Annotated in this window: 22 protein-coding genes; 7 read left to right on the forward strand and 15 right to left on the reverse strand. The window is 62.4% G+C overall.

The genetic code is table 11. The features are described from left to right. The first annotated feature begins 7 nt into the window (after nucleotides 1-7). Both LJF34_RS05360 and mnhG read left to right on the forward strand, forming a co-directional pair. Nucleotides 8-277 (forward strand): monovalent cation/H+ antiporter complex subunit F, encoded by a 270-nt coding sequence (locus LJF34_RS05360; RefSeq protein ID WP_231185040.1) that lies wholly within the window; start codon nucleotides 8-10, stop codon nucleotides 275-277. Further along, a complete protein-coding gene (mnhG, locus tag LJF34_RS05365) occupies nucleotides 274-597 on the forward strand; it encodes a monovalent cation/H(+) antiporter subunit G (RefSeq protein WP_231183757.1) in 324 nt (107 codons plus the stop codon). The genes LJF34_RS05360 and mnhG overlap by 4 nt, the downstream gene beginning before the upstream one ends. Before the next feature lie 274 nt (nucleotides 598-871). On the opposite strand, the gene LJF34_RS05370 is transcribed toward mnhG, so the two are convergent. The 3 genes from LJF34_RS05370 to LJF34_RS05380 are packed head-to-tail and all read right to left on the reverse strand — an operon-like array spanning nucleotide 872 to nucleotide 4,287. Next, the gene (locus tag LJF34_RS05370) at nucleotides 872-1,150 is read right to left on the reverse strand and encodes a hypothetical protein (protein ID WP_231183758.1); all 279 of its coding nucleotides are present in this window, start codon (nucleotides 1,148-1,150) and stop codon (nucleotides 872-874) included. A 14-nt stretch (nucleotides 1,151-1,164) separates the two neighbouring features. Then, on the reverse strand, nucleotides 1,165-2,331 hold the full coding sequence (gene coaBC / locus LJF34_RS05375) for a bifunctional phosphopantothenoylcysteine decarboxylase/phosphopantothenate--cysteine ligase CoaBC (RefSeq protein WP_231183759.1): 1,167 nt from the start codon (nucleotides 2,329-2,331) through the stop codon (nucleotides 1,165-1,167). A gap of 33 nt (nucleotides 2,332-2,364) precedes the next feature. Further along, entirely contained in the window at nucleotides 2,365-4,287 is a 1,923-nt protein-coding gene (locus tag LJF34_RS05380; RefSeq protein WP_231183760.1) for an ABC transporter ATP-binding protein, read from the reverse strand. A 94-nt stretch (nucleotides 4,288-4,381) separates the two neighbouring features. Here LJF34_RS05380 and sugE point away from each other — a divergent pair, with 94 nt between their 5' ends. Further along, nucleotides 4,382-4,705, forward strand: coding sequence for a quaternary ammonium compound efflux SMR transporter SugE (gene sugE / locus LJF34_RS05385; RefSeq protein ID WP_231183761.1), 324 nt, complete (start codon nucleotides 4,382-4,384; stop codon nucleotides 4,703-4,705). A gap of 464 nt (nucleotides 4,706-5,169) precedes the next feature. On the opposite strand, the gene LJF34_RS05390 is transcribed toward sugE, so the two are convergent. After that, a complete protein-coding gene (locus LJF34_RS05390) occupies nucleotides 5,170-5,928 on the reverse strand; it encodes an NAD(P)/FAD-dependent oxidoreductase (RefSeq protein ID WP_231183762.1) in 759 nt (252 codons plus the stop codon). A gap of 102 nt (nucleotides 5,929-6,030) precedes the next feature. Here LJF34_RS05390 and LJF34_RS05395 point away from each other — a divergent pair, with 102 nt between their 5' ends. After that, nucleotides 6,031-6,561 carry an SRPBCC family protein gene (locus LJF34_RS05395; protein WP_231183763.1) on the forward strand — a complete coding sequence of 177 codons (531 nt, stop codon included), beginning with the start codon at nucleotides 6,031-6,033 and terminating at the stop codon, nucleotides 6,559-6,561. 37 nt (nucleotides 6,562-6,598) lie between these two features. On the opposite strand, the gene LJF34_RS05400 is transcribed toward LJF34_RS05395, so the two are convergent. The 4 genes from LJF34_RS05400 to LJF34_RS05415 all read right to left on the reverse strand — a co-directional run bounded on the left by LJF34_RS05400 (nucleotide 6,599) and on the right by LJF34_RS05415 (nucleotide 10,662). Continuing rightward, nucleotides 6,599-7,315: a GNAT family N-acetyltransferase gene (locus LJF34_RS05400; protein ID WP_231183764.1), complete on the reverse strand. Its 717-nt coding sequence runs from the start codon at nucleotides 7,313-7,315 to the stop codon at nucleotides 6,599-6,601. A gap of 103 nt (nucleotides 7,316-7,418) precedes the next feature. Further along, nucleotides 7,419-8,765, reverse strand: coding sequence for an alkaline phosphatase family protein (locus LJF34_RS05405; protein WP_231183766.1), 1,347 nt, complete (start codon nucleotides 8,763-8,765; stop codon nucleotides 7,419-7,421). A gap of 66 nt (nucleotides 8,766-8,831) precedes the next feature. Continuing rightward, entirely contained in the window at nucleotides 8,832-9,944 is a 1,113-nt protein-coding gene (locus LJF34_RS05410; RefSeq protein ID WP_231183768.1) for a bifunctional oligoribonuclease/PAP phosphatase NrnA, read from the reverse strand. Nucleotides 9,945-10,128: 184 nt separating this feature from the next. Next, nucleotides 10,129-10,662, reverse strand: coding sequence for an inorganic diphosphatase (locus LJF34_RS05415; RefSeq protein WP_231183770.1), 534 nt, complete (start codon nucleotides 10,660-10,662; stop codon nucleotides 10,129-10,131). A gap of 213 nt (nucleotides 10,663-10,875) precedes the next feature. Between LJF34_RS05415 and LJF34_RS05420 the strand changes: the two genes are divergently transcribed. Further along, the gene (locus tag LJF34_RS05420; protein WP_231183772.1) at nucleotides 10,876-11,232 is read left to right on the forward strand and encodes a PadR family transcriptional regulator; all 357 of its coding nucleotides are present in this window, start codon (nucleotides 10,876-10,878) and stop codon (nucleotides 11,230-11,232) included. On the opposite strand, the gene LJF34_RS05425 is transcribed toward LJF34_RS05420, so the two are convergent. Both LJF34_RS05425 and rnhA read right to left on the reverse strand, forming a co-directional pair. After that, complete coding sequence (locus LJF34_RS05425) at nucleotides 11,213-11,770, reverse strand: rnhA operon protein (protein WP_231183774.1); 558 nt, start codon at nucleotides 11,768-11,770, stop codon at nucleotides 11,213-11,215. The two genes, LJF34_RS05420 and LJF34_RS05425, sit on opposite strands and share 20 nt — an antisense overlap. After that, nucleotides 11,763-12,356, reverse strand: a complete 594-nt coding sequence (gene rnhA, locus LJF34_RS05430; protein WP_231183775.1) for a ribonuclease HI — start codon at nucleotides 12,354-12,356, stop codon at nucleotides 11,763-11,765. Before rnhA ends, LJF34_RS05425 begins: the two co-directional genes overlap by 8 nt. Nucleotides 12,357-12,484: 128 nt before the next feature. On the opposite strand from rnhA, the gene LJF34_RS05435 reads away from it, so the two are divergent. Together LJF34_RS05435 and nreA are read left to right on the forward strand one after the other, a co-directional pair. Continuing rightward, nucleotides 12,485-13,450, forward strand: a complete 966-nt coding sequence (locus tag LJF34_RS05435; RefSeq protein ID WP_231183776.1) for a transcription initiation factor IIB — start codon at nucleotides 12,485-12,487, stop codon at nucleotides 13,448-13,450. A 111-nt stretch (nucleotides 13,451-13,561) separates the two neighbouring features. Beyond that, the gene (nreA, locus tag LJF34_RS05440; protein ID WP_231183777.1) at nucleotides 13,562-14,821 is read left to right on the forward strand and encodes a DNA repair protein NreA; all 1,260 of its coding nucleotides are present in this window, start codon (nucleotides 13,562-13,564) and stop codon (nucleotides 14,819-14,821) included. 1 nt (nucleotide 14,822) lies between these two features. Here nreA and corA read toward each other — a convergent pair whose 3' ends face one another. Genes corA through LJF34_RS05465 form a run of 5 tightly spaced genes read right to left on the reverse strand, consistent with a single transcriptional unit; the run spans nucleotide 14,823 to nucleotide 18,734 of the window. Then, on the reverse strand, nucleotides 14,823-15,803 hold the full coding sequence (corA, locus tag LJF34_RS05445; protein WP_231183778.1) for a magnesium/cobalt transporter CorA: 981 nt from the start codon (nucleotides 15,801-15,803) through the stop codon (nucleotides 14,823-14,825). Then, the gene (locus LJF34_RS05450; protein WP_231183779.1) at nucleotides 15,800-15,970 is read right to left on the reverse strand and encodes a hypothetical protein; all 171 of its coding nucleotides are present in this window, start codon (nucleotides 15,968-15,970) and stop codon (nucleotides 15,800-15,802) included. Before LJF34_RS05450 ends, corA begins: the two co-directional genes overlap by 4 nt. Before the next feature lie 40 nt (nucleotides 15,971-16,010). Then, nucleotides 16,011-16,646 (reverse strand): DUF6517 family protein, encoded by a 636-nt coding sequence (locus tag LJF34_RS05455; RefSeq protein WP_231183780.1) that lies wholly within the window; start codon nucleotides 16,644-16,646, stop codon nucleotides 16,011-16,013. A gap of 41 nt (nucleotides 16,647-16,687) precedes the next feature. Next, nucleotides 16,688-18,175 carry a cysteine--tRNA ligase gene (gene cysS, locus LJF34_RS05460; protein WP_231183781.1) on the reverse strand — a complete coding sequence of 496 codons (1,488 nt, stop codon included), beginning with the start codon at nucleotides 18,173-18,175 and terminating at the stop codon, nucleotides 16,688-16,690. A gap of 55 nt (nucleotides 18,176-18,230) precedes the next feature. Next, complete coding sequence (locus tag LJF34_RS05465) at nucleotides 18,231-18,734, reverse strand: hypothetical protein (RefSeq protein ID WP_231183782.1); 504 nt, start codon at nucleotides 18,732-18,734, stop codon at nucleotides 18,231-18,233. Nucleotides 18,735-18,748: the final 14 nt, after the last annotated feature.

Below are 18,748 nucleotides of genomic sequence, written 5' to 3' on the forward strand. Positions count from 1 at the left end.
CGCCGCGATGTTCTCCCTCGCGGTGCAGGTCGGACTGGTCATCGCGAGCGGGTTGACCCTGCTCGCCGGCTACCGCGTCATCAAGGGACCGACGGTTCCCGACCGGGTGGTCGCGCTCGACACCATCGGCACGAACGTGGTCGCCATCGCGGTCCTGTACGCGCTCCAAACCGGCGAAGGGTTGTTCGTCACGGTGAGCCTCGTTCTCGCCATCATCGGGTTCATCAGCACCATCGCGGTCTCGCAGTACGTCATCGAAGGGGACATCATCGAATGAACATCGTTCAACAAATCGTCATCACGTTGCTCATCGCCGTCGGGAGTTTCTTCCTCGTGGTCGGCACCGTCGGCCTCCTCAGGCTTCCCGACGTGTACAACAGAATGCACGCGACCAGCAAGGCGACGACGCTCGGCACGGCCTCGCTCTTCCTCGCCGGTCTGGTCTACTTCGGCCCGGAGGGGGCCGGACTCACCTCACTGGTGGGAATCATCTTTCTGTTCCTCACCGCGCCGACCGGTGCCCACATGATTTCGCGCTCGGCCCAGAAGATGGGCATCGAGTTCTTCGGCGACGCCGACTGGCCCGGCGACGAGTAAGGAGTTCTTGAGTTTCGGTACGAGTAGCTTCGATCGAATGGCGTGTGCCAGTCGTGGCTATTTTCGCTGTGGGGACGAGTACGGACGGCGATGAGACCGCACCGTGACCGAACGCTCGCGGCGTTGCCGTCTTCTCGCGGGGTTCGCCCGCTCGAACGGTCCGCAAAACGTCGTTTCGCGCTACTCGACTGTCCGCGGAGCGTCGTTCCGCGCTACTCGCATTCGAGGTTTCGCAGAAACCTCGCACGCCACGGCAGTTGATCAGTATCCCGCATCACTGGCTGTCCGGATGGCGCGCGCTGGGAGGGCGGCGAGGACTTCGCGTCCGAGTCGTCCTGTCACAGTTCGCGCGAGGGATGACGAGCGTCAGCGAGGAATCGGCTGGGGAGGGCGTGGTGATCGCAGTGCGGGAGCGGTGCGGGTGCGGTTTCAGTGCCGCTCGGTAGTCGTACTCGTAGAGAAACCGACGATGAATCGGAGCGCGGGCGCGGGCATCCGAAATCCGCTCACCAGTCGTTGCAGTTACACCATCACTGCCAGAAACAACTCGCACGGACGATCCCCGACTTACTCGCCGTCAAAATCGCGAGCGAGTTCCTCCGCGATGTGGAATCCCAACTCGGCCTTGCTCCCGCTGTACTTCCTGGCGCTGTTCCGGCGGACGAACAGGGTTCTCGTTCGGTCTTCGCCCATCACGCTGGCGTCGTTCGCGACGACGAAGGAGAGGTCGGCCCGGTCCAGCGTCTCGCGGGCGGCGGCGATCATCGCGTCGTCGTCGCCGTTCGTCTCGGTCTTGAATCCGACGATGGGAAGGTCGGGATGGTCGTCACGAACCGTATCGATGAGTTTCGGGGTCGGGTCGAAGTCGAGCGTGAGTTCCCGCCCGGAGCGAAGCTTCTCGTCGGCCTCGTCGGCCGTGTAGTCGCTGATGGCCGCGGCTGAGACGAGAGCGTCCGCGGGCAGTCCGGCCACGTGTCGAGTCACGGCGTTGAGCATCTCGGCGCTCGTTTCGACCTGTTCGACGGTCGCGTACGGGACTCCCGGCTTGTCGTGAACCAGTGTAACGTTCGCGCCGTAGACGTAACAGGCGCGGGCGACTGCTCGTCCCGTCTTTCCCGAGGCGCGACTCGTGATAATCCGCACGGGGTCGATTGCCTCGCTCGTCGCGCCGCTGGTGACGACGACGTGCTTTCCGTCGAGGAGGTTTGGCGTCGTGGCGCGGGCCACGTCCAGTGCGATGGCGTCCTCGGTGGCGATTTTTGCCTTGCCTTCCTCTATTCGCGGGTCGACGAACTCGACGCCCCACGATTTGACGCGTTCGATGGCGTCGAGGACGCCCGGATGGTCGTACATCGGTTCGTGCATGGCGGGCGCGATGACGACCGGAACGTCCGCTCCGAGCGCCGTCGTCGCGCACGTCGTCACCGGCGTGTCGTCCACCGCGGCGGCGATCTTCCCGACCGTGTTCGCCGTGGCGGGTGCGACGAGGAACACGTCGGCCCAGCCCTCGCGGCCGCAGAGTTCGACGTGTTCGACCCGTCCGGTGATTTCGGTGACGACCGGATTGTCCGTGGCGAACTCGACGGCCCACGGGTTGATGATACCCGTCGCGCTCGGCGACACCACCGCACGGACGTTCGCGCCCCGCCTGCGCAGTTCGTGTGCCAGTTCGACCACTTTCACCGCCGCGATACTTCCCGTCACCCCCAACGCCACGTTCACTCCGGTCAACATTACCCGGTACTGGGTGGTGTACCCCGAAAAAGGTCACTGGTTCGACTCGTGACCCAGCTGACTCGCGCTGGCACGCCGGGACGCCTCCATCACGAACTCCTCGGAGAGCGCGTCGATTTCCCCGGCCTGCACGCGCCAGAGGTCGGCATAGAGTCCGTCACCGTCGAGGAGTTGCTCGTGAGTACCGCGTTCCACGATTTCGCCGTCTTCGACCGAGAGGATGACGTCCGCGCCCTTCACCGTCGAGAGGCGGTGAGCGATGATGAACGTCGTGCGGTCCTCGGTGAGCCTATCGAGACTGCGCTGGATGAGCATTTCAGTCTCCGTATCCACCGCGCTCGTCGCTTCGTCCAACACGAGGAGTTCCGGGTCCGCGAGAATCGTCCGCGCGATGGAAACCCGCTGGCGCTGCCCGCCCGAGAGTTTGACGCCCCGCTCGCCGACCCGCGTGTCGTAGCCGTCGGGAAGGTTGGTGACGAACTCGTGTGCCTCGGCGGCTTTCGCCGCCGCTTCGATTTCGTCCCGAGTCGCGTCGAACGCCCCGTACGCGATGTTCTCCTCGACGGTGCCGTCGAACAGGAAGGTGTCCTGTCCGACGTAGCCGATGTGTTCCCGAAGGCACTCGACCGTGATGTCGCGTACGTCGTGGCCGTCCACGCGAATCTCGCCGCCTGTCACGTCGTAGAGGCGCGGGAGGAGTTTGCAGATGGTGGACTTCCCTGCCCCCGTCGGACCGACGAGTCCGACCGTCTCGCCGGGTTCAGCGGTGAACGTCACGTCGGAGAGGACCTCCTCGCCGTCCTCGTAGGCGAAGTTCACGTGGTCGTACTCGACGCGGCCCCGAATCGAATCCAGTTCGACGGCGTCCGGCCTGCTCGTGATGGCCGGAGTAATCGACAGCAGTCCGAAAATGCGCTTGGTCGACGCCTTCGCGTCCTCGTATCGGTCCACCACCTCGCTCATCTGGGTGAGCGGTTCGACCATGCGCTGGGTGAGGATGAGGAACGTGACGAGGTCTCCGACGGTGGGTGCCGAACCCGAAATACCGAGCGGCGGGTCGGCGAGGAACCACAACCCCCCCACGACGAACGTGGCGGCGAAGGCGATCGATGTGAGCAACTGCATGCCGGGACGGTAGACGAAGTTCATCCGAAGCGCCTGCCAGTCGCGCTTGAAGTACTCGTAGGAGGACTTCCGGACGCGCTCGTCCTCGAACGACTCGGTTCCGGCGGTTTTGATGACCTCGATTCCCGCGAGGTTGTTCTCCAATCGCGTGTTCAAATCCCCGACGGACGACCGAACGTCCGCGTAAAACGCCTCGATGCGCTTCATGAACCACCACGTGAACAGGGCCGCGACGGGAATGATGGAGAGCGTGACGAGGGCCAACTGTGCATTTATGTCGAAGAGAATCGCGCCGATACCGATGATGAGGACGAGGAGTTGGATGGCGCTCCCCATCATATTGTCGAGGAACAGTTCGAGGCGGTTCGCATCGTTGTTCAGGATGCTCATGAGTTCCCCGGTCTTGTGGTCGTCGAAGAACGTCATATCGAGGCGTTGCATCCACTGATACGTCGACGTCCGAACCTCGTGTTTCACGCGGTGGGAGAACAGGTTCAGGCTGGACGCCCGGGCGAAGTTGAAGACCGCCGCGAGCACCATCGCGACGCCCATGATTTCGGCCGAGAACCAGAACTGTCCCATCTGCGTCGTCGGAATCCACGATTCGGGCACGAACAGGAGACTGTAGGCTCGCGATCCGTGGAACACGGAATCCACCGCGACGCCGAGAACGATGGGAGGGACGAGCGAGAGGAATCTGGTGCCCATGCTCGTCACCAACCCGATGACGAACCAGTGGAGGTGGTCGCCGCCGTACTCCGTAAACAGCCGCAACATTGGCCGCTCCACTGACTCCCCCAACTCCTCCGGGTCCACCTCGTCGGCACTCATTCCCTAAACGCTTCAAAAGGGATTCATAAAGAGCCACGGGTTTCGGCAGACTGGGAACGCAAGACATAGCCGTCGTCCGTCCCGAGAATTCGGTATGTCGTGGAAGGTGCTGATCGTCGCCGGGGTGTTCGAAGTCGCGTGGGCCATCGGACTGGAGTACTCGGACGGGTTCTCGAAATTCTGGCCCTCCGTCGCCACCGTCGTCGCGCTCGCGGTCAGCATGGTCCTGTTGGCGAAATCGCTCCAGACGCTCCCCGTCGGCACCGCCTACGCCGTCTGGACGGGCATCGGTGCGGTCGGCACCGCGACGCTCGGCATCGTCCTCTTTGATGAACCCGCTGACCTCCTCCGTGTCGCCTTCATCGGCGTCATCGTCGTCGGCATCGTCGGCCTGCATCTCTCCTCCGGCGGTCACTGAGAGGGGAACGTTTCGAAGGGAAACGAACCACGGGGCGCGCGCTTTCGGGGCGACGCGGCCACTCTCGGCCGCGTCGTTCCGCTGAACCGTGCGAGGGATGACTGAGCGAACGCGAAGGAATCGGTTGGGGAGGGTGTGGTTCGGTGCGGTAGCGGTGCTCGGTGGGATTGAAAGGGGCCGTTCGGTCGCGCTTGCGTGGTTGCTGTGCGGGCTACTATCCGCGCGACTGTGCGGAGAGCGCGGATATCCTTCACAGCGGCCGCGAGCGGACGGGGGCTTTCGAAAACTGCTTTCCTGTAACTTCGGCTCGTTCAAACACGATATGTCGTAGCGAGCGTGGCGGGGGCTTTCGAAGATGGAATCACCTCTGTGTAGTACTCTCAAAATCAAATTCGTCCCGGGGGAACCCCTCCGAGACTCATTCACAACCCCATTTCCGCCAAAATCCCCGGCTTCTCGTCCTGTTAGTTCATGTTCTCGACGAAACTCGGGTGGGGAACCGGGCGCTCGTCCTCCCACTCTTCCAGATAGTCGCGCAGGCGGTCGTGGGCCTTCCGCGCGCGGCGCTGGCGTTCGTCCTCCGAAATCTCCTCGCAACCCTCCGGAACGTCGCGGTCGCGGTTGGTGAAGTACCCCTCCGGGACGACCCAGTCGTGGTAGAAGTCGGGGTCGGCGTCGTGCACAACCGTGATGCCGACCTGCGACCCGTGGCCCGCCGAGACGATGGCTTGGTGGTACTGCTTTGCGATTCGACCGGCGGCGTAGAGGCCGTCGATGTCGGTTCGACCGTCGTCGTCCACCGGGACGTACTGCTTGCTTCCCGACCCTTCGAGTTCGAGGTCCAACCCGTCGAGGTACGAGGCGTCCGACCACGAGGTGATGACGACCCGTTCCGCGGAAATCGTTTCGCCGTCGTCCTCGCCGCCCTTCGTTTCGACGGTGAACCCGCTGCCGTCCGCGTGGTTCGCGTGGTCCACGTCCGTGACTTTCGCATCGAGACGCTCGCATCCGGCGCGCTCGGCTTGCTCTTGGAGCATCAGGGAGAACAACCGCGAGTCGATTCCCGCGGGGAACCCGGGGAAGTTCTCCAGAATCGCGTTGCGGTACAGGATGGAAACGCCGTCGTTCACGACCAGCGTGTCGAGGTCGGCGCGCGCGGTGAACGTGGCCGCGGAGAGTCCCGCGACGCCACCGCCGATGATGAGTACGTCGTAATCCGTCATGGTCGGTGGTTGTCGGCGAGGTGGTATAAACGACTGGATTGGGTACGTCCGTGCAGGTCCCTCGCCGGAATGTTTACTTTCAGTCGAACGAAATCGAAACGCGTGGACCACCTCGAACTCAGTACCGTCGTCTACGTGCCGCCGGAGGAGGCCTACGAGTTTCTGCTCGACTTTCCGGGGTACGCCAACTACTCGGAACACCTCACGCGAGTCACGCACGAGGGTGACGGCGGGCCGGGAACCGAGTACGACATTCATCTCAAGTGGTGGAAAATCCAGTACACCGTCCGCTCCGAGGTGACGGAACTGGACCCCCCGAACCGCATCGACTGGAAGATAATCAAGGACATCAGCGCCCACGGCAGTTGGCGCGTGGAGGAAGTTCCCGAGGAGTCCCCCAACGGCGAGGAACCCGCCTCGCGGGTGTGGCTCTCCATCCACTTCGACGCCGACTCGGCGAGTTCGGGAATGCTCAACCTCCCGGCGTTCGTCTCGCTCGGATGGGTCGTGAACAAGGTGAAACCGCTCGTCCTCTCTGAAGCCGAGAAAGTCGTCGAGCGTATCGTTACGGACTTGGAGGGCCAACCGCGGGACGTGAACCTCGAAATTCACAGCAAACCGAATTCGGTCTGAGTTTCGTTCTTCGTTCTACCGCCACCGCCCCCGAACGTCACTCCAACCGAACCAACGTTGCAGTCACGAACCGCTCGAAGCCGAGGCTTTCTGCCAACGCGACCGACCACGGCCACTCGTCTGAAGTCCGGTACTGTGGCAGTAGCCCGTCGGAAAGCGCTTGCTCGGTCGCTCGGGAAACGACGGAACGACCGTGCCCTTTCCCTCTGTGATTCGGATGCACGACGACCGCGATATGTGCGAGGAAGTCATCCCACACCGTGTATCCTGCGGCGGCGATGAGTTCGTCGTCATCAAACAGACCCACGATTCTACCGGGGTTGAACTCCGGACCGCCGTTTTCCCACTCTTCGTTGGGAACCTTCGTACGAAATTGCTCGTAAGCGGTTGCGTCGTCTTCCGTCAGCAAGCGAGCATCCGAAGCGACGGGAACGAATGACCCCTCGTCAGCGTAGCCGTAGAATGTCGGGCCGAACACGGCGGTCACGGTTCCGAGGGAGTCGAACCGCCGTCGAAGAGCGTTTTCTTCCGTCACAACCGACGAATCGCAGTCTGTGAATCGTTTACGGACCGCCACGACGTGCGGCTCCGACACACCGACGATGAGCGTCTCTCCGCGTTGAAACATCTGTATTCCGCCTTCGTCGGCCGAACCGACCGTCACCCCGGTTCGGTCGAACGCGTCATCATCGACGCCGAGGCGGTTCGCCCAGTACGAGACGAGCGAGCCGAGAGTGGAAGTGGAGAGAGTCAACGCTCTCCAGTAATTCGACCGCCGAGATAGGTTTTGGGAGACCGTGTAAACACAACTCACTGCTTGGGGTCGCTATCGCCGAAAAGAAATCGAAATCGCCGGTTCAGACCAGACTACGGCCTTCGAGTTCGCTCGACGGGTAGTCGACTTCCATCAGGTCGAGGATGGTCGGGGCGATGTCGAGGAGGTCGGTGTCCTCCGGGACGTTCGCGTTCGGGTCGTCCACGAACAGCGTCGCGTTGTCGAAGCTGTGCATGCCGTTTCGCGGGCCGACGCCGAACACGTCGTCGTGGCCCTTGAATCCGGCCTTCAAATCGAAACCGTGGTTCGGAACGGCGACGAGGTCGGGGGCGATATCCTCGTGATCGCCGTCGAACGCCTCCTCTTTCTCCACGACGCGCCAGCAGACCTTCTCGCCGTCCGGTCCTTCGAGGTTTTCGAGTTCCTCCTTGAGTTCGGCGCGCTTTTCCTCGTACTCGTCCTGCGGGACGCTGCCGCGCGGTTCGCGGCCTTCGAGGTTGATGTAAAATCGACCCGGAATGAGCGAGTAGGCTTCGGTGTCGTCGCTGATGTCGCCCAGTTCCTCGTGGTCGTCGTCCTCGTAGGAGAGCCAGCCCTCCTGTTCGAGCCACGAGTTGAAGTGAACCTCGTGATTGAGGCTGGTAAAGCCGTGATCGCTGGCGACCACCATCGTCACGTCGTCCGGGAGCGAGTCACGGAGCTTTCCGAGGTACTCGTCGAGCTTTTTGTAGAACTCGATGAACTCCTCTTTGTACTCGCCGTCCTCCTCGTAGTGTTTGAACAGGAAGTGGTTCACGCGGTCGGTCGTCATGAAGACGCCGAAGAAGAGGTCCCAGTCGTCCTCGTCGATATAGTGCTGGAAGGACTGGTAGCGGGCTTCGAGCGTGTCGTGTGCGTTCCGGATGAACTCGGATTTGTCCTCCTTGTGTCCCAACTTCGCGTTCGCGTCGATGGGATAGTCGATGGAGTTCAGGTAATCCCGCATCTCGTCGGGGTAGGCACCCTTGTCCACGCCGGGCGAGAGGAATCCCGAAACCATCCGCTGGACGTTGCGCTGTGGCGGGAACGTGACGGGGACGTTCATCACCGTGGCGTCCCGACCCGCGTCGGTCACACGGTCCCAGATGCGCGTCGATTGCACGTCGCGCCCCATCGGAACGTACGTGTCGTACGAGCCGACTTCACGGTCTTGGAAGCCGTACACGCCCGTTTGGCCGGGGTTGGTCCCGGTCGTGAGCGTCGGCCAGCAGGCGGAGGACTCCGGCGGGACGATGCTGTTGATCGCACCGGCGCTCCCCTCGCTCGCGAGGGATGCGATGTTGGGGAACTCCGAGGCGTTTTCCTTCAGGAAACTGTACGGCACGCCGTCGATGCCGAAGAAGGCTACCCGCGGAGCGTCGTCTCCACGAAGCCTATCGAATAGACCCATACGCCGCTCTACCACAGGCGGCTACAAGAACCTTCGTTTCCATGCTACAACCTCTCAAGTTTTCGTCTACGAACTCTCGAACGCGGTGAACAGCGCCTTCCGCGTACTCGTGTCGATGAGCGAGTCCAGCGTGCTCGCATGCTCCGAATCGACCCGCGCGAAGATACCGAGCGAAACCCGCGCCGTCGCGGCATCCGCGTTCCCGCCCGTCGTCTCGCTCGGGTCGAAGGCCCCCGTCAGAATGTCCGCCGCACTGGTTCGCACGTCTTCCGCCCGACAGGAGATGACGATGGTCTCCTCGTGGAGACCGAACACCGCGGCCGTCGAGACGCCTTCGAGCCTGAGAAGGGAGTCCGCGGCCTCCTCCAGTGCGCTTACTGACGGAACGAGGCCGACGTTCGCAACGGCGAAGCTCGCCCGGCGTTCCCGACTCGCGATGGCCTCCCCGAGGACGTCGAACGTGTCGCTGCTGACGCCCGGCGAACGCAACTCCTCGATTCGTCCGAGGTCGGCGTAGGTGTGGAGAAATCCGGCGGCGTCGTAATCGTTCAACCCGTTCGCCCGGCGGAACTCGCGAGTTCCGGCACGAATCCCGTAGAGGAGTGCGGTCGCCACGCGCTGGTCGGGAACGAAGTCGATTTCGCGGACGAGTTCGGTCACGACGGTCGACGTCGCGCCATCGTCGGTGCGTGTGATCGTGAGAATGTTCTCCTCGGCGGCCGGTCGGTGACGAACGACGGCGATCACCGGCGGGTTGTTCGACAGGCGAGGAACTGCACCGCCGCCGCCGATAGCGATTCCACCGTCGCAGTTCGGCAGTCCCTCTCCGTGTTCATCGAGGACGGTCACGTCGATGTCGAAGATGTTACAAAACGCCTTGCTGTCCTCGCCGGTTATCTCGCCTTCCGCGGCGAGCCGCGCCGCGACACCCCAGTCCTTGCAGAGGGATTGGATGCCGACCGCCGCCGCCAACGAGTCGATACTCGGGCTTTCCGGGACGACGAGCGCGACGCGGTTCTGTCCGGCGACGACGTCGCGGAGCGCTTCGGCCGACTCCGGGGTCCGAGAGCGACCCAATGACCGAAACTGGGTCGCGTACAGGACGCCGCCACCGGAGACGAGCAGGAAGAGCGCCGTGACGACGACGGGTACGTTATCTGCGACGAGTCCGGCGAGCATTGCTAACGCATAGCTCCCCCCAATCGTATAAAATTTCGGGTGTATTGGATGGCACCTTTATGTGATTTTCGTCGGCTCAGAGCTGGATATCCCACGAAAAGTGCACGATATGCCGGAATAGTCCGACTTCAAAAAACCGGATCGTGTCCGAAAAACCGAACGAAATATGAAACGTAGTTGAAATTCAGTCGAATTTCTCGTCGTACAGCTCCTGTGAGTGTTCGATGGCGTCGTACGCGGCCTGTTTGTCCTCCCAGCCCAGCGTCTCGACTTCCTTACCGGCTTCGAGGTTCTTGTAGGTGGAGAAGAACTCGTCTATCTCGTCCTTCGTCTGCTGCGTGATATCGCCGACGTCCTCGATGTGGTCGAAACGCGGGTCCTCGATGGGGACGGCGATGACTTTGTCGTCCTGCTCGCCGTCGTCGTCCATCTTCATCATGCCGACGGGGCGGACTTCGATGACGCAGCCGGGGAACGTCGAGTCCTCGACGAGGACGAGGACGTCGAACGGGTCCTCGTCGTCGTAGAACGACCGCGGAATGAATCCGTAGTCGCCGGGGTAGTGGACGTTGCTGTGGAGGACTCGGTCGAGCATGACACCGGGGATGTCCTTGTCGTATTCGTACTTGTTGCGGTCGCCTTTGAGACACTCAACAACTGCGTAGATTTCTTCGGGAGCGTTCGGCCCCGTCTCGAGGTCTTCCCAGAGGTTCGTCATGGGTCGCTTTGGACTCGACGGGAAGACCAAAAAGTCCTTTCGGGATGGGCGTAAACAGCGATTTGTGCTCGTGAAACCACTCATAACTGTGACACCCTTCCGCAGTCGATGGGTGGGTGTAGAGCATTAAAATCGACTGAAAGAACGGAGAAACACCAAGAAACTTGAGAAGGGTTAAATATCTCGGTTACATATTCCGTCGTGTCAAAGCCAATGTCAGAGGCACAAACACTCACCGAAAGCAGTACCGCCCGCGACCTCACTGCGTTCCAGCGCAACATCCTCATCGTCCTCACCGAGGAACCGATGTACGGACTCGCTATCAAGCGAGAACTGGAGAACTACTACGACGAGGAAGTGAACCACGGCCGCCTGTACCCCAACCTCGACACGCTGGTCGAGCGCGGACTGGTCGAAAAGAGCGAACTCGACAAGCGGACCAACCAGTACGGTCTGACCCAAGACGGACTCGAAGCCGTCGAGGACTCGTTCGCGTGGTCCCTCTCGAAGTTCATCACGGACGATGCGCGCGCGGACAAAGTTCGTGCGCTTATCGAGAAGTACGACTAACGCAGTCGAACACGAATTCGATCGACTCCCGTACTGATTTTTTCTGCTCCTCATTCGGCCACGCGTTCCGCGGGAAATACTCCGTCAGGAACTCGTCCACCTCGACGTCCGTCGCCGACTCGACCGGCCGAGCGTAGTGGTTGCCCATGAAGTCCGCGAAGGCCTCCGCGTTCGCGCCGTGGATATCGCCGTGTTCGTCACGGACGCGCGCCGCGACGGCGCGGTTGTGTTCGTCGATTTCGTCCCAGTCGTCGGGGTCGCCCGCGCCGGTGAGCGGGATTTCGACCGCTCGATCCGTATCCTCGATTCGTTCGACGCGGATGGTCCCGTCTTCGACCCACTCGTCGGGGTGAAGGACCAGCACGGTTCGCGTGTCCTCCCCGCGGATTCGCGCCACGAAGCCGTGTTCGTCGAGGAGTCGTTCCCGTTCCTTTCGGTACGCCTCCGCTTCCGCTTTCTCTCCCCCATCCTCCCGGTCACGGGCGAGGTGAGTCAGTCGTTCCGCCTCCGAAATGGTGTCGTCCGGCAGTTCAGCCATCGTCTAACGCCTCGTTTGCCAACTTGTCGGCGCGCTCGTTTACCTCCCGCGGTACGTGTTTCAGGGACCACTTGTCGAACCGGTCCAACAGTTCCCGCGCACGGACCCGCCGCTCGCGGAGTTCGGGATTGTTCGTCTTCCACGCCCCCGTCACCTGCTTGACGATAAGCTGGGAGTCGCCCTTCACGTCCACGGAGTCGAACCCGTAGTCGCTCGCGGTTTCGAGCGCCTCGATGAGCGCCTCGTACTCGGCTTGGTTGTTCGTCGCCCGGCCGATTTTCGTCCCGCCCTCCGCCGCGATCCCGTCGCTGGTGACGATGGTCCACCCGGTCGCCGCCGGACCGGGATTTCCGCGACTGGCACCGTCGAAGTAGAGATAAGCGTGCCCCCCTGCGTCGCGCAATATCGCCTCGATATCCTGCGGGTTCGCCCCTTGAATCACGAGTTTGTCGTCGTATGCGATGGCGATGGCATCGCCGTGTCGAACCCGCCACTTCTCGTACTCGGACTTGCCGTCCGAGACGATGATTCCGGCGTCGGCGAGCGTCCGGCGTGCCTCGTCCACGTCACACTCGATGACTGGCATTGCCCACAGTCGTGCTCCTGCGAGTAAACAGATTCCGGTCTACCGAGGTGGTGTGTGACGGAGTGTCAGATACATATAGGTTTTGCCCAAGGATTTAAATGTTTGGGAGTTACTACTATAAAAGTGCGATGACACGGTCCACTCGTCAGCGGGAGCGCCAACTCGAAGGGGAGCAAACGGCGAACGAACGAGAGGGAGAGCGTGCTTGTCCTGAATGCGGGTCCGAAACGTTGGTCAAGAGTACCGACCGAGCCGAACTGGTCTGTGACGACTGTGGGTTGGTCGTCGAGGAGGAGCGAATAGACCCCGGTCCGGAGTGGCGGGCTTTTAACCATCAGGAACGACAGCAGAAGTCGCGCGTGGGAGCGCCGACGACGCAGACGATGCACGATAAGGGGTTGACGACCACTATCGACTGGAAGGACAAAGACGCCTACGGTCGGTCTATTTCTTCCAAGAAACGCAGTCAGATGCACCGCCTGCGAAAGTGGCAGGAACGCATCCGAACGAAGGACGCGGGCGAGCGGAACCTCCAGTTCGCCCTGTCCGAAATCGACCGCATGGCGTCGGCGCTCGGCGTTCCACGGTCGGTACGCGAAGTCGCATCGGTTATCTATCGACGGGCGCTCAAGGAGGACCTCATCCGGGGTCGCTCCATCGAAGGTGTCGCAACGAGCGCGCTGTACGCCGCCTGTCGAAAGGAAGGTATTCCCCGAAGTCTCGAAGAGATTTCCGAGGTTTCCCGGGTCGAACGAAAGGAGATCGGTCGAACGTATCGGTACATCTCCCAAGAACTCGGTCTGGAGATGAAACCGGTCGACCCGAAGAAGTACGTTCCGCGGTTCTGTTCCGAACTCGAACTCAGCGAAGAGGTGCAGTCGAAAGCGAACAACATCATCGAAACCACCGCTGAAAAGGGATTGCTATCGGGCAAATCCCCAACCGGCTACGCCGCCGCCGCGATTTACGCCGCGTCGCTTCTCTGCAACGAGAAGAAGACACAGCGCGAAGTCGCCGATGTGGCACAGGTGACGGAAGTCACCATCCGAAACCGCTATCAGGAACAGATCGAAGCGATGGGTATCCACAGCTAACCGCGTTTCCTTCCGTTTTCTTCCCTTTCGAGCGACCGCCAGCCCGCACCCCGCGGCGATTTCCGCCCGATTGCCGAACGTTGAAGCACCTCGCACCCCTACGATTCGTGAATGCGGTTGGACGAGTACATCGACGACTTGCGCCCGGACGAGGAGGAGCGCCGCCGCCGTCTGGCCGAGGAGAAGTCCTACGAGATACTGGACTACGTGGACGATTTCGAGGACCGATTCTCCGAGGTTGCACAGGGCGATTCGCTCTTCGGAAGCACGTCCCCCTCGGTGTTCGTCGGGCGGTCGTCCTACCCGAACGTCTCGACCGGTATCCTCTCGCCGGTCGGTGCCGAGGAGAACGCCTCCGAGTTCGCCACGAGCGGCGACTGGTACCGGCGCGGCCTCGACATCGACAACGTCCTCCAGTACCGAACCGGCCTGCTGAACTCGAACCGCTCCACGAAGGTGAACGTGGACGACGTATGGGACGGATTCGTCGGCGTCCAGCGCGAAATCGCCATCGCCGACCGGCCGGTTGACGTGGAAATCGGCCTGACCGAGAAACTCGACTTGGACGTGAACGTGGACGACATCGCCACCCCCACCGGCCCGACGGCCCGCGCGTCCTCGGCGGATTTGACCGAAAACCCGCACGTTCCCCGCGCCGTGAAGAAGACGCTGGAGGACGACGACTGGCAGGCACAAGGCGCGATGAACTACCTCTACCGCCGCGGGTTCGACGTGTACGACATCAACACCATCCTCTCGGCGGGCGCGCTCGGACGGGGGCGGAACCGAAGGCTCGTCCCGACGCGCTGGTCGATAACGGCGGTGGACGACACCATCGGCCAGTACCTCCGCGGGCGCATCCGGAACGCGCCGAGCATCGACGAGACGCAGGTCTGGGTGAACGAGTACATGGGCAACCGCTACTGGGTGATCCTCGCGCCGGGCCAGTGGGAGTTCGAACTCGTGGAGATGAAAGCGCCCGGCAGCATCTGGAACCCCTCGCTCACCGGTGACATCTGGATGGGCAGCGCCCACGAGGGATTCGAGGGGAGAACGAGCTACGTCGACGAAACCGCCGGGGCGTACTACGCCTCCCGACTCGGCGTGCTCGAACATCTCGAAGACATCGGCCGACAGGCCAAGGCCCTCGTCCTCCGCGAGGTGAGCGACGACTACTGGGCACCCGTCGGCGTCTGGCAGGTGCGCGAAAGCGTCAGGAACGCTTTCGATGGCCGATTCGGCGAGTCCGAATCGCTCCACGCCGCGGTCCAGGAAATCGTTCCCCAACTCCCGATCTCGATGAACTCCCTCCGACGGAAGTCCGAGATGGTCTCCGGCGTGCAGGCCAACCTCTCGGATTTCGGACGGTGACTCACAACCACCCCGATTCACGGAAGTAGACGACCAAAATCGCGCTCATGAAGAACATGCCGAGCATCACCGCCGGGTAGCCGTAGGCCCAGTGGAGTTCCGGCATGTTCAACGGGCCGTCTTGGAAGTTCATCCCGTAAACCCCCACGATGAGCGTCAACGGCAGGACGATGGTGGCGACGACGGTCAACTTCTTCATCACCTCGTTGGTCGACACCGAGAGCATGTTGAGGTAGATGTCGCGCGCACCGCCCGCCAACTCGCGGTACGTCTCGGTCAAGTCCACCAATTGAACGAGGTGGTCGTACACGTCGCGGAAGTACTTCTCCGTCTCCGGACGCACCTCCTCGGGGTCGCCGCGGGCGAGGTAGCCGACGGCCTCGCGGGTCGGCCACGCGAGTTTTCTGAACGCGAGGAGTTCCCGGCGGACGCCGTTTATCGACTCCAGCGTCTCGATGCTCGTGTCGCTGATGACGGCCTCCTCGACGATCTCTATCTGGTCCTCTATCTGGTCGAGGACGGCGAAGTAGCCATCCACGATGCCGTCACAGACGCGGTACGCCGTGAAATCCGGCCCGTGTCCGATGATTCGTCGGTCCCCGGCGAGTGCCGCCTCCCAGATACGCCGAACGGCGTCGATTTCGTGCTCCGAGAGGGTGACGAGCCAATCCTCGCCGACGAACATGCCGACGGATTTCACGCGCGTTTCCTCCTCGAAGGTGGTCTCGCCGCGCGAGAGTTCGACGGTCTTCAGAAGGACGAACGTGTAGCCCGTGAACTCCTCCGTCTTCGGGCGGACCCCGTTTCTGATGTCCTCGACGGAGAGGTGGTGGATGTCGAACGATTCGGCGACGCGTTCGAGTTCGAGCGGCGTCGCGTCGCTCGCTCGCACCCAGACGGTTCCGGGTTCGGCACGTGCGGCGTGAAAGTCATCGACCTGTTCGACCTCACCGTCCGAAAACCGGAGCGATTCGACGGTCACTGTACTTCCTCCGGTTCGGACGCGTTGGCAACGGCGGCGAGCGTGATGCCGACCATGATTCCCGTAATCGAGAACGCACGGCCCGGATACGGCGCGAAGAGGCCGATGACGTAGCCGACCACGCCGAGGACGGTGAGGCCGAGTCCCGAAACGAGGGTTCGGTTCATACGCTTCGTACCGACAGGGAGTAGAAAAAACGTTGCCCGGTCAGCCCTGGTGCTGGACACCGGAGAGGAGTCGGGCGACGTTGTCCGATTCATCGAGTTTTTCCGGGTACACCGCGAGGACGACGATGAAATCGCCGTCGTGTTTTATCTTCGTCGCCTGAATCGTCACGTCCACGGTCGCGCCGTGTGAGCGCGCGGTGGCGCTGAACTCGGACACCTTCGTTTTCGTCCCCAACAGCGTCGTTTGTCTCGACCCGACGGTTTCGATGTCCTCGATGTTTCCGTACCCGGCGACGAACTTCTCGACCAGTTCCCGGTTGTCGAACTTGTCCAGCGGGTTGAACGATTTGTCCGCGACTTCGACGTTCGGACTGCTGACGACGACGAACTTGGCGGCCGTCTGTTCGGCCACGCCCGCGATGCCGATGGACTTGTCGTACTGTGCGACCCAGTTCGTCACCCTCACTTCACGGCTCTGCCCCGCCGCCTCGAACGTCCGTTTCGCTTCGATAGAATCGATTTTGGCCTTCTCGTAGCCCGTTTGCGAAAGGGTCGAGTCGCCAACCGTCGCTTTCGAAGCGCTGACTTCGAGGGTGTCGCCGAGAATGAACCCGAGACAACCGCTCGTGAGGACGAGGGTCGTCAGAAATGCGCCTGCGATCAGTTTCCGGTTCATGTCTACCCCCGATACTCAAGCACCTGCTATAAACCCGATGGCTACGGGAGCTTGAACGAAGGGCCGGAGTCGGAATCCTGAACGTCCACGCCGAGTTCCTGTAAGTCGTCGCGGAGCGCGTCAGCGCGTTCGTAGTTTCCGGCGTCCCGCTCGCTCTCCCGAAGTTCGAGGACAAGTTCCACGAGGTCCTCCGCGAGGCGCACGTCGCCGCCGGTTTCCCCTCCGAGCGAGAAGCCCAGCACGTCGCCGCCGAGTTCCTCGAACGTCTCGACAGCGGATTTGAGGCCGCCGTAGTCGTACTCCTCGTGGTCGTCCGCGTGGCGGTTGACCGCCGTCACGAGGTCGAGGAGGGCGGCCAGCGCCCGACGGGTGTTGAAGTCGTCGTTCATCGCGTCGGTGAACTCCTCGCGCGTCTCGTCCACCGCTCCGCGCAGTTCGTCGTCTTCGACCGTCGTCCGGGCGTCGGGACCGTCGAGGGAATCGACGGCCCGGTCGAAGCCGTCCGAAAGGCGGTCCCAGCGCTCTTCGGCCTCGCTCACCGTCTCGTCACTGAACGTCTGTCGGTTGGCGTAGGAGGTCGAGAGGAGGAACATTCGAACGGCGTTCGCGCCGATTTCGGAAATCGCGCCGCGAACGGTCGAGTAGTTGCCGAGGCTCGAACTCATCTTCTCGCCGTCCGTTTCGAGCAGGCGAACGTGAAGCCAGTACCGGGCGAACTGGTGGCCGGTCGCGGCCTCGCTCTGTGCCACCTCGTTTTCGTGATGCGGGAACACGAGGTCCTGCCCGCCGACGTGGATGTCGATGGTTTCGCCGAGGTGTTTCATGCTCATCGCCGAGCATTCGATGTGCCATCCGGGGCGTCCCTCGCCCCACGGTGACTCCCACGTCTCGCCCGACGGATGCGAGACGGAGTACTCCGTGTCGGAGTCGCGGTGTTCCTCGATGGAACGCTCGCTCACGCCGTCGGCCTTCCACAGCGCGAAATCGCCGGGATGGCGCTTCTCTCCGCGTTCGTCGCTCTCTCCCTGTGCTTCCATCTCCTCGACCTTCTGGTTCGAGAGCTTGCCGTAATCCTCGAAGGTCGTCACGTCGAAGTAGACGGAACCGTTGGATTCGTAGGCGTACCCCTTCTCGACCAGCGTCTCGATGAGGTCGATGATGTCGGGGACGTGTTCGCTGACGCGGGGGTACACGTCGGCGCGCTTCAGGTTCAGGTCTCGCATGTCGCGGATGACCTGCGCGATGAAGGTGCGGGCGACGTCGGCCTCGCTCCGCCCGAGGTCGTCCTCACCCACGCGGGCGGCGATCTTCTCGTTCACGTCGGTGAAGTTCTCGACGTGATGAACGTCGTAGCCGAGGTGTTCCAGCCAGCGGTGCATCACGTCGGTGTGAACCCACCCTCGTGCGTGGCCGAGGTGCGCGTAGTCCGAGACGGTCAACCCGCAGTAGTAGAGGAGGACGGAATCCGGGTCGCCGGGTTCGAACGGCTCCCGCTCACCCGTGAGCGTGTTGGTTACGAAGAGTGTCATAGGGCACGGTAGTGTCACCAACCGTTTTAAATCGTCGGAACCGACACCAACCGCCTCAATCTTCGCGTTCCGGCACGGCGTCGAGCGCGTCCTCGACGAATCGAACCGCGTTCGCTCCGTCGCGTCGCTCGACGACGACGACCAGCGACTCCGCTACGGCGGCCGCGATGGGGTCCACGTCTTCGGCGACGAGTCTGGAGAGGACGGCGGAGAACGCCACGCCGTCCACCTCTCCCGTGACTACGACCGCGGTCAGTGACCCGGAACCGGGGGCGAATCCGGAATCGCCGACGACGAGGAGGGCGTCGTCCGTTTCCTCCGTCCGACCCAATCCGCTTTGCATGGTGACGCGTGCGTCCCGCGACTCGGTTCCGTAGCTCCCCAGTTCGTCGGCGAACCGAGACAGTGCGGTCGAAACCGCGTCCGTATCGTCGCCGACCGTGATCTCGTCGGCGAGAAACCGCGCGGCGGCGGTGTAGTTCACCACGTCAGCACGGAGCGCCGCGACGAGGAAGGGCCGTCGCCGAACGGCCTCTCGGGTGGCCTTTGCGAGTGACATTACCGACCACCACG

Source organism: Haladaptatus sp. DYF46, from assembly GCF_021083305.1.
GTDB lineage: Archaea > Halobacteriota > Halobacteria > Halobacteriales > Haladaptataceae > Haladaptatus.

What these genes read in the sequence shown, in the direction of transcription:
- LJF34_RS05380 (WP_231183760.1), bottom strand. Translation starts at nt 4,287, where the DNA reads ATGAGTGCCGACGAGGTGGACCCGGAGGAGTTGGGGGAGTCAGTGGAG.
- coaBC (WP_231183759.1), bottom strand. Translation starts at nt 2,331, where the DNA reads ATGTTGACCGGAGTGAACGTGGCGTTGGGGGTGACGGGAAGTATCGCG.
- LJF34_RS05415 (WP_231183770.1), bottom strand. Translation starts at nt 10,662, where the DNA reads ATGACGAACCTCTGGGAAGACCTCGAGACGGGGCCGAACGCTCCCGAA.
- sugE (WP_231183761.1), top strand. Translation starts at nt 4,382, where the DNA reads ATGTCGTGGAAGGTGCTGATCGTCGCCGGGGTGTTCGAAGTCGCGTGG.
- LJF34_RS05420 (WP_231183772.1), top strand. Translation starts at nt 10,876, where the DNA reads ATGTCAGAGGCACAAACACTCACCGAAAGCAGTACCGCCCGCGACCTC.
- cysS (WP_231183781.1), bottom strand. Translation starts at nt 18,175, where the DNA reads ATGACACTCTTCGTAACCAACACGCTCACGGGTGAGCGGGAGCCGTTC.
- LJF34_RS05390 (WP_231183762.1), bottom strand. Translation starts at nt 5,928, where the DNA reads ATGACGGATTACGACGTACTCATCATCGGCGGTGGCGTCGCGGGACTC.
- rnhA (WP_231183775.1), bottom strand. Translation starts at nt 12,356, where the DNA reads ATGCCAGTCATCGAGTGTGACGTGGACGAGGCACGCCGGACGCTCGCC.
- mnhG (WP_231183757.1), top strand. Translation starts at nt 274, where the DNA reads ATGAACATCGTTCAACAAATCGTCATCACGTTGCTCATCGCCGTCGGG.
- LJF34_RS05450 (WP_231183779.1), bottom strand. Translation starts at nt 15,970, where the DNA reads ATGAACCGAACCCTCGTTTCGGGACTCGGCCTCACCGTCCTCGGCGTG.
- LJF34_RS05455 (WP_231183780.1), bottom strand. Translation starts at nt 16,646, where the DNA reads ATGAACCGGAAACTGATCGCAGGCGCATTTCTGACGACCCTCGTCCTC.
- LJF34_RS05435 (WP_231183776.1), top strand. Translation starts at nt 12,485, where the DNA reads ATGACACGGTCCACTCGTCAGCGGGAGCGCCAACTCGAAGGGGAGCAA.
- nreA (WP_231183777.1), top strand. Translation starts at nt 13,562, where the DNA reads ATGCGGTTGGACGAGTACATCGACGACTTGCGCCCGGACGAGGAGGAG.
- LJF34_RS05425 (WP_231183774.1), bottom strand. Translation starts at nt 11,770, where the DNA reads ATGGCTGAACTGCCGGACGACACCATTTCGGAGGCGGAACGACTGACT.
- LJF34_RS05465 (WP_231183782.1), bottom strand. Translation starts at nt 18,734, where the DNA reads ATGTCACTCGCAAAGGCCACCCGAGAGGCCGTTCGGCGACGGCCCTTC.
- LJF34_RS05360 (WP_231185040.1), top strand. Translation starts at nt 8, where the DNA reads ATGTTCTCCCTCGCGGTGCAGGTCGGACTGGTCATCGCGAGCGGGTTG.
- LJF34_RS05410 (WP_231183768.1), bottom strand. Translation starts at nt 9,944, where the DNA reads ATGCTCGCCGGACTCGTCGCAGATAACGTACCCGTCGTCGTCACGGCG.
- LJF34_RS05405 (WP_231183766.1), bottom strand. Translation starts at nt 8,765, where the DNA reads ATGGGTCTATTCGATAGGCTTCGTGGAGACGACGCTCCGCGGGTAGCC.